General features: G+C 57.3%; 14 protein-coding genes. 2 read left to right on the top strand and 12 right to left on the bottom strand.

All coding sequences use genetic code 11. The features are described from left to right. From GOW93_RS11590 to GOW93_RS11535, 12 genes are all read right to left on the bottom strand, one after another. Entirely contained in the window at nt 1-603 is a 603-nt protein-coding gene (locus GOW93_RS11590; protein ID WP_170384227.1) for a class I SAM-dependent methyltransferase, read from the bottom strand. Then, the gene (locus GOW93_RS11585) at nt 600-1,565 is read right to left on the bottom strand and encodes a cupin (RefSeq protein ID WP_170384225.1); all 966 of its coding nucleotides are present in this window, start codon (nt 1,563-1,565) and stop codon (nt 600-602) included. The genes GOW93_RS11590 and GOW93_RS11585 overlap by 4 nt, the downstream gene beginning before the upstream one ends. 192 nt (nt 1,566-1,757) lie before the next feature. Then, nucleotides 1,758-2,747, bottom strand: a complete 990-nt coding sequence (locus GOW93_RS11580) for an ester cyclase (protein WP_170384223.1) — start codon at nt 2,745-2,747, stop codon at nt 1,758-1,760. Then, nucleotides 2,744-3,787, bottom strand: coding sequence for a LacI family DNA-binding transcriptional regulator (locus GOW93_RS11575; RefSeq protein WP_217354789.1), 1,044 nt, complete (start codon nt 3,785-3,787; stop codon nt 2,744-2,746). The genes GOW93_RS11580 and GOW93_RS11575 overlap by 4 nt, the downstream gene beginning before the upstream one ends. Then, nucleotides 3,787-4,551, bottom strand: a complete 765-nt coding sequence (locus tag GOW93_RS11570; RefSeq protein ID WP_170384221.1) for an SDR family NAD(P)-dependent oxidoreductase — start codon at nt 4,549-4,551, stop codon at nt 3,787-3,789. Before GOW93_RS11570 ends, GOW93_RS11575 begins: the two co-directional genes overlap by 1 nt. Beyond that, on the bottom strand, nt 4,551-5,603 hold the full coding sequence (locus GOW93_RS11565) for an ester cyclase (RefSeq protein ID WP_170384219.1): 1,053 nt from the start codon (nt 5,601-5,603) through the stop codon (nt 4,551-4,553). The genes GOW93_RS11570 and GOW93_RS11565 overlap by 1 nt, the downstream gene beginning before the upstream one ends. After that, entirely contained in the window at nt 5,600-6,931 is a 1,332-nt protein-coding gene (gene hisD, locus GOW93_RS11560) for a histidinol dehydrogenase (protein WP_170384217.1), read from the bottom strand. The genes GOW93_RS11565 and hisD overlap by 4 nt, the downstream gene beginning before the upstream one ends. Before the next feature lie 10 nt (nt 6,932-6,941). Then, nucleotides 6,942-7,472 carry an ester cyclase gene (locus GOW93_RS11555; protein WP_170384215.1) on the bottom strand — a complete coding sequence of 177 codons (531 nt, stop codon included), beginning with the start codon at nt 7,470-7,472 and terminating at the stop codon, nt 6,942-6,944. A gap of 128 nt (nt 7,473-7,600) precedes the next feature. Beyond that, nucleotides 7,601-8,755, bottom strand: coding sequence for a carbohydrate ABC transporter permease (locus GOW93_RS11550; protein ID WP_170384212.1), 1,155 nt, complete (start codon nt 8,753-8,755; stop codon nt 7,601-7,603). A 1-nt stretch (nt 8,756) separates the two neighbouring features. Then, nucleotides 8,757-9,779, bottom strand: coding sequence for a carbohydrate ABC transporter permease (locus GOW93_RS11545; protein ID WP_170384210.1), 1,023 nt, complete (start codon nt 9,777-9,779; stop codon nt 8,757-8,759). 66 nt (nt 9,780-9,845) lie between these two features. Next, nucleotides 9,846-11,057, bottom strand: a complete 1,212-nt coding sequence (locus GOW93_RS11540) for an ABC transporter substrate-binding protein (protein WP_170384208.1) — start codon at nt 11,055-11,057, stop codon at nt 9,846-9,848. Between the two features lie 75 nt (nt 11,058-11,132). Continuing rightward, the gene (locus GOW93_RS11535) at nt 11,133-12,179 is read right to left on the bottom strand and encodes an ABC transporter ATP-binding protein (RefSeq protein ID WP_170384207.1); all 1,047 of its coding nucleotides are present in this window, start codon (nt 12,177-12,179) and stop codon (nt 11,133-11,135) included. A gap of 164 nt (nt 12,180-12,343) precedes the next feature. On the opposite strand from GOW93_RS11535, the gene GOW93_RS11530 reads away from it, so the two are divergent. Both GOW93_RS11530 and GOW93_RS11525 read left to right on the top strand, forming a co-directional pair. Further along, nucleotides 12,344-13,345: an ester cyclase gene (locus GOW93_RS11530; RefSeq protein ID WP_368039664.1), complete on the top strand. Its 1,002-nt coding sequence runs from the start codon at nt 12,344-12,346 to the stop codon at nt 13,343-13,345. Next, a complete protein-coding gene (locus GOW93_RS11525) occupies nt 13,342-14,211 on the top strand; it encodes an amidohydrolase family protein (protein WP_170384203.1) in 870 nt (289 codons plus the stop codon). Before GOW93_RS11530 ends, GOW93_RS11525 begins: the two co-directional genes overlap by 4 nt. Nucleotides 14,212-14,213: the final 2 nt, after the last annotated feature.

Raw genomic sequence — 14,213 nt, 5'->3', positions numbered from 1 at the left:
TTAAACTTTGCGTGCCATCAGGATCGTGTGGCTTTGGGTCTCAGGGTCTTCGGCCAGATACCCGGTCATTTGCAGTCCGTTTTCTTCAAGACATGTCGCGTAACCGGCTGGGGATAGCGAGGCGTGATAGACAAGCTCTGATCCCACCGCTCCGCTAACCTCTCCGGCCCGAGGTCCAACAGTCAGCATAAGCATTCCACCGGAGCGCAAATGATGCGACATGCGCGCGATACAGTCTTTTTGTTCACCTGCCGTCAGATGATAAAAGCTATTCCAGGCGATGATGCCGTCGAATTGCTGGTCTAACTCAAAGTCCCGCATATCAGCATGCCGCCAATCCCCGTCAGGCCAGCGGTCACGGGCGATGGCCAGCATTGCCTCGGCGAAATCGACGCCTGTTACTGCGAACCCTTCGGCCATGAACCAGCGCGCAATCGGATCGCCTGTGCCGCAGCCCAGATCCAGCACATGATCCCCCGGCTTGAGACTGGCGGTGAAGCGCGCCAGCCAGCGCGCTTCGAACAGGGCCTTTGAGCGAAGCTTGTCATACTCCGTCGCTTGCCGCTCATAAACGGCATGGGTGTCGTTTGGATCTACGCTCATCCTGTCCAGGTCGCTCCTGCCGGGTCATCGGTTGCGGTGATCCTGTACAAACCCGCCTGACCAGTCATTGAAGGTTGTACGCTATAGGCTTCACCGGGCAAAACTAAAGCCGTGTCGCCGGTCGACAAAGTGGTTTCATGATCGTCGATCGAAACACGCCAGTGGCCGCTGGCCGGCATAAGAACCACAGGTTTTTCTGCCGCGATCGACTCGGTCACAGCGGACCCTCGCCCAAGGAAATCAACCTCGAAACCGGGTTTATCCTTGATCATTCCGTTTTCGCCAATCACCTGCGCGGGCTTGTTGGCCGAAAACGCCATCAGGTCCCAATACCGCGCGACGTATTTACCAACGACATCCTCAACCGGAACCTCGGGGTAGCCTTTCAACTGCTCTTCGGTCAGCAAAGGCATTGGTCGGACGTTGTGAGGCAGTTCCTGCCCCTTTTTGGAGTCGTAAAGCACACCATTGTCGCCCAGCATCAATCCATGTGCCTGCGCATCTTCGATAACTTGAGGTGCCCACGTCACTCCGCCGCCCGCGTCGTCACCGCCCAAGATCGACATGATCATCCCATAATCCTGACCGACATTTTCGAAACCACGGAAAATGCCGGTCGGGATGTTGAAGATATCACCCTCCTCGGCGATGAACTCTCCTGCAGTGCCATAGCGGCCCCAGAAAAACCGCCAACGTCCTTTGGCGACGAAGAAGACCTCGGCCGTCGTGTGGCTGTGCAAAGAGTTCCGGCACTTCGGCGGCTGGCCCGCAGCGCCGATGTTAAAGCCGATCTTGTCAGTGATGTGCACGTGCTGATCCGGGGATTCCGAGACACCACCGCCGATGATTGTAAAGTTCTCTTTCTGATCGCTGCCGGGGGTATGGGCGTCGATAAAAGCGGTTTTGCAGGGCTGGAGTTCACCATAGCGAACAATGCGGGAAGAGATGGTTGATTTCGACATTTTGTAAGTTCCGATACGACGTTTGCAGGAATGGTGGTCTGCGTGCGTTTGCAGCACACTCTCTCACTCCCCTGGCGGACGCAGGTTCAAACGCCGTGCACGCAGGCTTTGACGGTGCATATGGTAACGCCGAAGAGTCCCGGTCTCACTCAGGCCATCCACAAGGATGCGATATGCGACCGGGCGCGCCACTCAAACCTCTCCGCTCTGCAGCAGGATCTGCTTCCAGACCGAGGTTTCATCAAACAGAGTATATTCACGGCGCAACTGCGGCTGGCCGCCAATCAGCGCGCCGATCTCTGCGTGGCTGATGCCGAGGACATACACCTGTGCACCCGTCGGTGCGCCAAACACGCCCCAGCCGTCATGTTTGCCCCACAGACTCCAGCGGATCGCGGCGCGGGGTGGCATATCCGGATCGTCGCGCCCGATCTGGTGCTCGATCCTAAATTTGGCATTCGGGAAACTCGCCCGTAGGCCCATCCAGAAACGGTCAACCGCATCCCAACCATGTCCAGTTACGCCGCCCACATATTCCGATTGAACAGCCCGGTCATACTCGGACTCGATCGCGCCCATATCTGCGTTCATGATCCGGGTCAAAATGTCGGCGTAGCGCTGACCCCACTCGTTGTCGTTTCCACGGCCCTTGTACGGCCCCGACTGATCGATTTCGGGAGTTAGGGGTTTGACACAGTTGTCCGGGCCTCCTTCGCGGGCGATGAGATCGGCGGCGTATTCCTTCGGGTCCCATCCCATCTGGCGGACGATGGCACCCTGATCGCGGATAAGCCATTCGTCGTTGATCTGATTGTCGATGGCGTGGCAATCGGCCAGTATCCGATAGCGCAGCTTGGTTCCGGTTGGCTTGCCGTAAACGCCCTCGGCCAAATGCGTGGCCGTTGAAATGATACGATGCGAACTCAGCATCCCGTCTTCGGGTGTACCAGACCAGATCACGTCCTCGCCCAACAGCTGCCGATCCGGAAACTCGGCCAGTGTTGCCATGGTCGCGCCGATTACGTTCTGATTGCCCAAAACCACCGAACCGGGCGATCGCACGACGATATCCTCGCTGTAATAGTCGTGCAGGGTCGCGATACCCCGGTCTTCCCAAATCTCTTTGGTGATACCGATGATATAGTCGGGGAAGTCACGAAACTTGGGATCGAAACCTTTCATGTTTTCATCCTTTGCGGCGTCCAGCCTTTGGGCAGCCGTGCCGATGTGCGCACAATCAGAGGCCCATCAATTGCGACCTTGCGTGCCATAGCGGCTGTCGGGTTTTCAATATGGCCCAAAAGGGCGTCAACGGTCTCGGCAACCATCAGGTTGGCGCGCTGACGAATGGTGGTGAGGTTATAGGCAAGCCATGCGGCCTGCGGGACGTCATCATATCCAACGACCGAAACGTCTTCGGGCACACGCATTCCCAACTCGAACCGGATGACATCCATGACGGCAAGAGCCATGTGGTCATTGGCAACAAATACCGCGTCTGGCCGTTTCTGCGGTTCGACATCGAACATACGACGTGCCGCTAAGCGCGCATTCTCGGTGTGAAACTCTCCGATCTCATGAGCGTACAGGTCCTGGCCCGCATCGCTCAGAGCTGCCCGGAAGCCAGCTTCGCGGTCTCGCTGGGTTGATGCGCCCTGCCACCCGGCAATGTAAGCGATGCGGCTGTGACCGGCTGCGATAAGGAACTCGGCCACTTTGCGACCGCCCGCATAGTTGTCGGAAGTGACCGACGTGATCCCGTCGATGTCCTGACTACGGTTGAACAGCACCACTGGCACACCGGCCTGTTGGCAGCGCGTTGCGATATCAGACGACATCGCGACCGAGGCCAGAATGACGCCATCAACCTGGTAATCGAGGATTTCCTCCATCACGTCGTCAATGTTTCCCGCTGTTCTGGAGGCCATGAAGATCAGGACGTGATACCCCTGCTCCTGCAACTCGTTCGACAACTTCTCGAGTGCTTCGGGATAGAAATAGTTATCCAGATAGGCGACCACCAAACCGATGATGCGGCTTTTTCCGGATACCATTGCACGCGCCAACACATTGGGGCGATAACCCAGTTCGGCTGCGGCCTTGCGCACTTTCTCTTCAGTCTTCTTGCTGACCGAAGCTCCGGGCGTAAAGACTCGGCTAACCGCTGACTGGCTGACCCCTGCAAGCTGGGCGACCTGAAGTGATGTTACTTTCTCAGCCATCAGTCTGCCGTCCAACCTCCGTCAATCAACATCGAGGTGCCGGTGACCAGCGCTGAAGCGTCTGAGGCGAGGTAGCGCACCGCGCCCATGATGTCCTCGACCTCGCCCACCCGGTCCAGCTTGATCTTTTCCATGATCCACGCGGCGCGTTCGGGGTTGTCAAAGGTAGATTGGGTCAGAGGCGTTCGGATGAAAGTCGGGCAGACGGTATTGATCCGTATGCCTTGTTTGCCCCATTCGATGGCCATGGATTTGACCATGCCCTCCAGCCCATGCTTGGTGGCGCAGTAAAGCGCCCGGTCGACCCCGCCGACATGCCCCATCTGGCTGGAGATGTGGATAATCGAGCCGGGTTTGCCGGCTTCGATCAAAGCGCGGGCAGCATAGCTTGAGAGGAAATAAGCCGAGCGCAGATTGACGCTGGTGACGGCATCGAAATCCTCTGGCGTTGTCTCAATTGCTGCACTGTGCCGAGCGACCCCGGCCGAGTTCACCACGATATCAAAGGCGCGCGTTTCAAAAAGTTGTTTTAACGCGTCCAGATCGCTCTGATCCAGCATAAGAGCCTCGGCTGACCAACCCTGCGCCTTAAGTGCAGCCACTGTGTCGTTCAACCGATCCGCACCGCGGGCCGCGCAGACGACATGCGCGCCTGCCTCGGCCAAAGCTACCGCACATCCCTGCCCGATCCCCGAGGAGGCTCCGGTAACAAGGGCGGTTTTTCCGTTCAGGGAAAACGAAGGTGTGCGCGGCAAGTCGGTCATCAGGTCATTCCATCCGGTATTTCAATGCGGCCCATGTTGCGGGCCTTGTTGAATTCCCGCAGACGGGCAAAGACGTCAACGCCAAGCTGCCGGTAGGCGTCCAACAAATCGACCAATACCCAGTTTTCCCGGATTCGCCCGTTTTCCAGCCGCCAGAAATCGAGACTGCGCATGGTGATCCGTTTGCCCGAGGGCGCGATCCCCATCCAGCCATCATGGGTTACGGTCTGGATCATGTTGGGCCAGCCGGTCACGGCGGCATAATCGCCATCCCCGAAGAAGTGATAGGTGATGTCGTCGATATATTGCCCGCGATCCGGCATCCCGTTGAGGAACGGAATCTGGTGCCAGTTGCGAAACCCGGAAAACCCGCGCCCGGTGCCGATGCCCGCCGGGCCGTACCAATTCATGCGGGGATGCCAGAACCGGTCGGGCTCCATCACCTCCGGCCCGCCTTGCGAGGGGTGCTTCTTGAGGTGTTCAAGCATGTCGATGATATGCTGACAGGCCGCCTGCCCCTTGGCCGCATCATAGGGGCCGGGCACCAAGCCGTCCTGCGTGGCCGGTCCGGGCACATGCCATTCACGGCCCAGACTGGGGGCCATCGGCCAGGCATTTGCCTGCATCATCACCTCGGGGATGTCCCACAGGGCCTGCATCTCGACCACTTTGCCGTCTAGAAAACGGTAGAATTCGTGGAAGCGCATGGTCACCTGATGGCCGGTCGGCGGGATATCCAGCCATGGCCCGGTAAAGGTGCCGGTATAGTAGCCGCCGCACCCGACCCAATCGGCCCCATGCTCATCCGGGCCAGCCATGACGATATAGTCGCGGCGTTCCAGATCGGGCCAGGCGGACAGCAGGTCTTTGTAGGCGATATCGTAGTACGTGTCACTGCCAGTGCTGTCGCCAAAGGGGTGGCACAGATGGAACACGGCATCCGAAGTCGTGACCTCGGCCAGTGCCTTTCGCACACTGGCCTCGGAAAAATCATACATTGCAGCCCTAAGCGGAGCGATCAGGGCCTTGTGCTGGGTATGCTTGTCACTCATTCGGCTGCGTCCCGGTAAGGTGCCGGTTCGCCATAGGGCACGTTGATGCCGCCATAGCGGCGCACACGGATGTTGCATTGCTCCGCATGGCCGACAAAACCTTCCAACATACATAGGCGTGAACCATATTCGCCGATCAATGTCGCCGCCTCATCAGTCAGAACTTTTTGATAGCTGTGCGTCTTCAGATACTTACCGACCCATAGCCCACCGGTGTAACGCCCGGCTTTCTTCGTTGGCAGCGTATGGTTGGTCCCAATCACCTTATCGCCATTCGACACATTGGTGCGCGGTCCAAGGAACAAAGCGCCATAGCAGGTCATGTTCTCAAGGAACCAGTCGTCACGGTCGGTCATGACCTGGACGTGCTCCGAGGCGATGTCATCGGCAACCTGCAGCATCTCGTCATAGGTGTCACAGACGATCACCTCGCCATATTCTTCCCACGACACTTTCGCGGTCCCTGCAGTCGGTAGGATGCCCAGCAGGCGGTCCACCTCGGCCAAGGTGTCCTCAGCCAGTTTGCGCGAGTTGGTCAGCAGCACGCAGGGGCTGTTATAGCCGTGCTCGGCCTGCCCCAGCAGGTCAGTGGCGCAAAGCTCTGCGTCTGCGGCGGACTCGTCAGCGATGACCATCGTCTCGGTCGGACCAGCGAAAAGATCGATACCGACACGCCCAAACAACTGGCGCTTGGCTTCGGCTACAAAGGCGTTGCCGGGGCCAACCAGCATGTGAACCGGATCGATGGTCTCGGTTCCCAGCGCCATGGCGCCTATGGCCTGAATGCCGCCCATGACATAGATCTCATGCGCGCCGCCCAGATGCATCGCTGCGATTACAGCCCCATTCGGCTTGCCGTTGAACGGCGGCGTACAGGCGATGATACGCGGAACACCGGCGACCGAGGCGGTGGCGACGGACATATGTGCCGAGGCCACCATCGGGAACTTGCCGCCGGGTACATAACAGCCCACGGACTGAACGGGGATGTTCTTGTGACCCAGGATCACACCCGGCAGGGTTTCGACCTCAATATCCAGCATGGAATCGCGTTGCGCCTGTGCGAAGTTGCGCACTTGTTCCTGCGCAAACTTGATGTCCGCCAGTTCACGCTCGGTCAGCTGACCAATCAGGTCGTCAATCTCTTGCTGCGACAGGCGGAAAGACGCGGGCGAATAGTTGTCGAACTTCTCGCTCAGCTCGCGCACGGCGGCATCGCCGCGGGTTTCGATGTCTTTCAGCGTCGCCTCGACCACGGCACGGGTTTTGGCGTCGTCTTCAGCCCGGTCAGCGTCAGACTTACCGCGTTTGAGATACTCGATTGCCATTTTTCAATCCTCAGTTTTTGGGCCGGGGCGGAGCCTTTTCCCCCCGGTCAAATGCTTCCCAGCCTTGGCCGTTGAACAGGTCCACGCCCAGCTGCGCGGCGACATGGGCGAAATCGACATTCACCCAGTTGTCGACGATCTTGCCGTCGACCACTTTCCAGAAGTCCATGTAGCGAATCTCGACGCGCTTGCCGGTGGGGGCGATGCCCAGAAACTCGCCCGAATGGGTGGCTTCCTGACGGCCAAAGGCAGCCGCCCATTCACCCATATAAAGACGCGCCTCGTCGATACAGGTCTTGTCCGAGAACGCGGCCTGAAACGGGCGCTGCCAGTTGTCTTGAAATTCTTTCAGGCCGGTCTTGGTACCGCAGCCCTGATTGCCCATCCAGCGAAAGCCACTGGCGAAAAACTCGCCAATATCGTCGATGCGATGGTCATTCAGACCATCCACCATGGTTTCAATCACTCGGCGTGTGTCTTCGGTTTTGCTGAGATCCGTGTCGCGGGTCAGAACCGCTTGTGCGGGGCGGGAACCTTTCATGTGTCATGTCCTTTCAGGTATTGCAGGGAAGAGATTGGGGGAAAGGCCCCCAAAGCTCAGAAAATCCCTGGGCATCCTGTTCAGCGCCGGGTGGCGCGACATGGCGTTATGGCGGGCGTGGTTACTCATCAGCCTTTCACCGCCCCGGCTGTCAGACCGCTGACGATCTGGCGCTGGAAGATCAGAACAAGGAAGATTAGTGGCGCGGTGATCGACACGGCGGCGGCCACGGCGACGACTTGGTCGGTTGTGGTCGTTTCGCGATTGAACATGCCGACGATGGCGGGAACCATGGTCTGGTTCTGCGCGTCTAGTAGCAACGCTGTGACCAGAAAATCGTTATAGGCCAGCAAGAAGCTGAACAGGCCCGTCGTGATAACCCCCGGCCACATCACCGGCATGATGACACGGCGGAACGCCTGGAAATGGCTGCATCCGTCAACGCGGGCGGCCTCGTCCAACTCTGCCGGGATGTTCTGAAAGAACGACCGCAGCATCCAGATGGTGAAGGGCTGGTTGATGGCAACTAATACAGCGATCACCGCGAAAGGCTTACCGTAAAGGGTCGGCGCATTTTCACCCAGTATTGGGCTAAGCCACTCAGCCGAGTTGATGAATACTGGCAGATAGCCCGCGACAAGCACCGAGTGCGGCAAGGCGCGAAAGACCAGCGCGACGATCAGAATCCAGAATGCCAAAGTCGAACCTGACCGAGCCAGACCGTACCCTGCCAACGTGCCCACAGTCAGCGATACCGTCACCACGCCAGTCGTCACGATCAGCGAATTCTTGAAGTTGTTCGAAAAGCCCCGGTCGATCCAAACGGTCTTGTAGTGTTCCGTCGTCAGACCAAGTACATCCCGTCCGAGAGGGCCAAAGAGCGGGTTCAACACGTTCAGGATCGCAGGCAGTATGACGAAGAAGGCCAGCAGGAAGCCCACCAACAAAGCCAGCACGCCGACTAGCCAGCCAAACCACTCCTGCCCGGATTTGGTGTAGGACTTCACCATGGAAGGTAGGGTCTTGGTAGCCGCGAGGATCGTACCCCAGATGACCGCGATGCCCAGAATGATGTCGAGCAGTGACAATCCTTTGCCGACGCCTAGCGTGGCTGGACCAAAGATCACGTTAAGCGCGTTGCTGTCGAATGCATCGACGGGTGACTTGAAGCTCATCACTACGATCCAGAAGATCGGGAAAGCTGCGATCAGACACCAAAGCGCCAAAAAGATGTTCGAGGTCAACCGCAAGCTGAAAGGTTGGCGAAGCGCGCGTGAGGACATATCAGTGACCTCCTTTATGATCGCGCCAGGTGCGGCGCAGCGGCAGGATAAGCAAGATGACGACACCGATCATGGTCAGCATCGAGTTCGCCGAGGCACGGCTGATCGACCGGTTGCCCGCCTGATCAGGCGTCAGGTAGTCGAAGGTCAGCCACTGAAGCGAGATGACGTAGCCCTGACTCGAGAAACCAACGATTTCTTCGAAGACACGATAGCTGTCCATCAGGTGGATCATCGCAACAAAGATGATCAAGGGCATCAGGTGCGGGATGACGATGTATTTCAAACGCTGCCAGCGGGTTGCCCCGTCAATCACCGCGCTTTCCAAACTGTCCTGATTGACCGTTTGAAGACCGGCATAGAAGATGATCGCTGCAAAGGGGGCGACGTGCCAGACGCGGTAGAGCATCATCAGAACCTCGATGGTCCAAGCCTGCGCGAACAGAGCTATGTCGCGGTTCAGCCACCATTCCATCATCGCGGTCAGGATACCGTCGCCGCGGAACAGCCAATTGATCGAAAGCACACCAATCACCGGCGTGATGATGAACGGCAGCAACGAGATAAAGATCACCGGTCCACGGATTGATCGAGCGGCGTTGTTGATAAGGATTGCAATTCCAAGACCGCACCCGACCACCAGCGGCAAAGTGATCAGCGTGAAGGTCAACGTAAACCGCAGGGCTTTCCAGAAGTTAATCGTCGACAGCACATGCCAACTGCCATCGCTTATGGCGCGCCATGCCCGCTCAGGCTCCAACACATTGCGATAGCTTTGCAGCCCGACATATTGGGTCTGCGTGATAATCTCACCATGCTCATCCAGCATAGGCTGCGACACTTGCTCGGTCACACAAATCTGCGTCAGGAAACCGGGCGTACAGGTTTCCTTTTCAACCGTCTCATAGATTGGTTGGGTGACATAGAAGCTTTGCTTGAACACGCTGACTAGCGGAAACGCGATGAAGAGAAGCATCATAAAGACAGAGGGGCCGACAAAAGCGGCAAATGTCCGGAAATTCATGGCTCTGCCTTTCTCATGGTTCTCAAGGTAAAGGACGGGAGGGCCGCAGCCCTCCCGCAGGAAGGATCAGTTGCTGATCAGGCCAGCTTCTTTCGCGGCGGTGATGTAATCTGCCTCGATATCGGCCAGTGTAGTCTGCGCATCCTTGGCACCGGTCAGGTAGTCGGCCAGACCATTACCTAAGGCTGTGTGCATGATCCCCATCGGACCCGAAGCCGGGTACGCCTTGGCGCCCCCTTCTGCGGAAGCTGCAGCACCGGCGGCCAATTCACCTGCTGAGTAGGCCGGGCTCAACCATACAGCGACATCGTTGTTCGCGCTGACCATATCGCTGTCCATCCCCTCAAGCGCGACGCGGAAGGCAGCATCGGCCTCTTCGTCGCTCATGTTCGAGGCCAAAACGATACCGTCCCACCAGATGGTAGTCGCTGGCACCGCCGAACCCATCGGCGCTGCGGCCATAGTCACTTTGCCAACAACCTGGCTTTCGGCTTCGTCGTTCATGGCGGCTGCACGGCTGGCCCATAGGTTCGCCATGGCAATCTTGCCCTGTTGGAACTGCTGCTGAACATAAGTCGAGTCAGAGACCAAATATTCTGGATCCATGTATTCGGTCATGGCTTTCAGGGTTTCCAGCGCGGCAACGCCCTGCTCATTGTTGATTGCGGGCATGTTGCCGTCGCCAAAGAACGTCCCCCCTTCACCGAGATACATATTGACGAATTCCTGACCGAGGTTCCAACCGGTCTTAAACGTGCCGCCAATCGGATAATCCATGACACCGGCTTCTTTGATCTTAGCAGCTGCGGCCAGAACGTCGGCGTAGGATTTTGGTTCTTCGATGCCCAATTCGGCCAGAACGTCGTCGCGATACATCAAGTGCTGAGCATTCACCATCATCGCGATGGCCATGGTCTTGCCATCCACCTTGATCAACTGGTTAGGCAGCAAATCCTGACCGTACTTCTCGACCAGATCGTCCAGCGGGCGGATCGTGCCCGCATTTAGCAACGGCACCAACGTGGCATTTGAAACACCACCAATCTGATACAGCGCCGGATCGGCTGCAAACGCTTCGGGTTGCTTTTCGCGGAATTCCTGGTCCAGCGAGGCGCTGAAATTGCCGCATTCCGCCATCGCATCGGTTACCGCTTTCCAGGCCTCGAACCCAGCAGAGAGCGATTTCAGCGGTACATCATTTTCAAAGGCGCAATCAGCCCACGCACCGGTGGAGGCGATGGACATGGCACCTGCCATAAGGATCGTCTTGAGTTTCATGCGTTTCTCCCTGTCAGGATCGGTCCGTCGTCGACGTCCGGACCGTTGTTATGCCCATGCGGGCAGTTTTTGGGGTTAACCCCCGATCCGCGCACCACTTTCAGCTTCAAAGAGGTGACAGATTTCTGTTGGCACCGAGAATGAGACCGGCTCGCCAATTTCGGCACGGAAGGCTTTGTCCGCTTTGACCGAGACCAGAGCCCCACCGACCCGGACCGAGATCATGGTCGCGTCGCCTAGCAATTCCAGCGTGTAGATCGGCGCGGTAATCTGGCCTTTTCCTTCGGCAAGGCTGGCATCCTCGGCCCTAAAGCCCAGCGTCATCGGGCCGTCCAGCGCATCGACCGGAATTTCGACGTGCTCTGCACGGAAAACGCCGTCCAAAACCTTACCATCCATCAGGTTCATCGCGGGCGAGCCGATAAAGCTGGCTACGAAAGTATTCGCTGGGCGGTCATAAATTTCGGTCGGGCTGCCGACCTGCTGCACCACACCCTGCTTCATAACTACGACACGGTCGGCCAGAGTCATGGCTTCGATCTGGTCATGGGTCACATAGATGGTCGTCACCGCCAGTTCGTGGCTGAGGTTCTTGATCTGTGCCCGCGTCGAAACCCGAAGCTTAGCGTCCAAGTTTGATAGTGGCTCATCCATCAGGAACACGTTCGGCTCGCGTACAATGGCGCGGGCCAGTGCCACACGCTGTCGCTGACCGCCCGACAACTCGGCAGGCTTCCGGTGCAGGAAATCGTCCAGCTCGACCATCGCGCTGGCACGGCGCACCTTGTCGTCATGCGTCGAGGCGTCGATGCCGCGCACCTTCAGCGGAAAACGGATGTTTTCATAGACGTTCATGTTGGGATAAAGCGCGTAGCTCTGGAACACCATCGCCACGTCGCGGTCCTTGGGCTCAAGGTCATTGACCACCTTGCCGTCGACTAGGATTTCGCCCTCGGTCACGTCCTCAAGGCCAGCGATCATACGCATCGTTGTGGTCTTGCCGCAGCCCGAGGGCCCGAGCAGCACCAGAAACTCGCGATCCGCGATCGTCAGGTCGAAATTGTGAACCCCAACGAATGAGCCCCATCGTTTACCGACGTTCCGCAATTGAATTTCCGCCATGGTGCCCCCTGCAAGGAATCATTTTGCATACGTTTGCAAAACTGTAATTCGCATATACCAAATCAGGCAAGACTTTTTTGCATACGTATGCAAAACTACCGCTGACTTCCGACTCACACCGGCCTCGTGCCTCTCGTAAAACCCTGATTACAATGGTAAACACTGTGAACTTTCAGACAGAAAAAAAACTGGTCTCTGCGTTTCACACCGCCCTGGTGTCCGCGACAGAGCACGAATCCCCCACAGTCATGAGCCAATTCTGCGCTCCGGACCTGAAGTGGCGCGGCTTTCATCCATTCCACGAAATCAACAGTGCCGAGCAGGTTGCCCGGCAATTCTGGAAGCCGCTGAAAAGCAGCCTTACCCACATGCAAAACCGTGTGGATATATTGTTCGCGGGGCAAAACTCACTGGGAGACCAGGCTGACGTTTGGGTCGTGTCCATGGGGCACTTGATGGGCCTGTTCGACCGACCTTGGTTGGGTATTCGCCCAACTGGTAAATTGGCATTCCTGCGATATTGCGTGTTCCACAAAGTTTCCAATGGCAGGATTGTCGAAACAGCAATGTACTTCGACATACCTCACCTGATGGTGCAAGCAGGACAGAATCCGTTTCCCCCACAAACGGCAGCACATTTGGTGCAACCCGGACCAATGCCCCATGACGGCCTGCTGTTGAACGAACAACCCGTTGAAGAAGGCGAGAAGACGCTGGCGGTCATCAATGCGATGATCACGGATCTTGGCCAATGGGATAGTGGAGTGTCGCTCGAGGATGAATTGGCCCGGACCTGGCACCAGGACATGATCTGGTGGGGCCCTGAGGGGATCGGCGCTACTTACACGATAGAACGCTATGCCAAGCAACACTCTGGACCGTTCCGTGCAGGTTTCAAAGATCGATCAAAAACCAAACATGTCTGCCGACTGGCCGAAGGGCATTATGGCGGCTTCTTTGGCTGGCCCAACTTCACGGCCACTCCGACGGGAGGGTTTATGGGTATGCCTGCCACTGATAAACCCGGAGAGTTTAGGGTGATCGACATCTATCGCCGCGCTGGTGACAAACTGGCCGAAAACTGGATCTTTATCGACCTTCTCCATTTCTGGAATGGGCAAGGTGTTGATATTCTGGCCCGCACCACAGGGATCGAAACACCATGAAGATCGATGCGCATCACCACCTATGGGACCTCTCGGCAGTGACCTATCCATGGCTCATGGAGAAAGGTATCGTTCGTTTTTTTGGCGACCCGGCTTCAATTCAGCGGGACTATTTGCTGCCGGAATTTCGCGCTGATGCCGAGGCCATGGGCTTCGGCGCTTCGGTACACATTCAGGTCGGTGCGGCTGACCACTGGGCCGAAGCTCAATGGGTGCAAACCATTGCTGACCAGTTTTCTGACTGGCCGTTGGTACAAGTGGCTTTCTGCGATCTGACTGCTGATGATCTGAGCAAGCAACTCGACCGTCTTCAAACCCTGCCTTCTGTGCGCGGCGTTCGTCAGATCATTGGACGTGCTCCGGGTGAAGATGCGTCAACTGGCACAAACGCGTTGCTTAAAGACCCAGCGTTTTTGGCTGGTCTAAAGCAATTGGGCACTCGCGGCCTTTCCTTTGACCTTCAACTCCTGCCCGAACTAATGGATCAAGCTGCAGATGTTCTTGCGCAATCCCCGGAAACCCGGATTGCCCTGTGTCACGCAGGTTCACCACACGACAGGTCACCACAAGGTTTGCAAAGGTGGGCGGATGAACTGACAGCATTGTCGAGCCTGCCGCAAGTTTATTGCAAACTCTCCGGCCTCGGAATGTTCGACCACAACTGGAGCGTTGATAGCGTCGCGCCTGTTGTTTCGACTTGCTTGTCCCAGTTTGGCGCCGATCGCTGCATGTTCGGATCGAATTTCCCGGTCGATAGCCTCACTTCAACTTACAACGAGGTTGTTTCCCGGCACCAGAAACTCATCCCGAGCTCAAACCAAGAAGACGTGTTCCATGGCACATCAAAACGCTTCTATCGCTTTTGATA

The organism is Ruegeria atlantica, assembly GCF_013032455.1.
In the GTDB taxonomy this organism is placed as follows: Bacteria; Pseudomonadota; Alphaproteobacteria; order Rhodobacterales; family Rhodobacteraceae; genus Ruegeria; species Ruegeria atlantica_B.
This window is presented reverse-complemented; position numbering and strand designations above follow the sequence as displayed.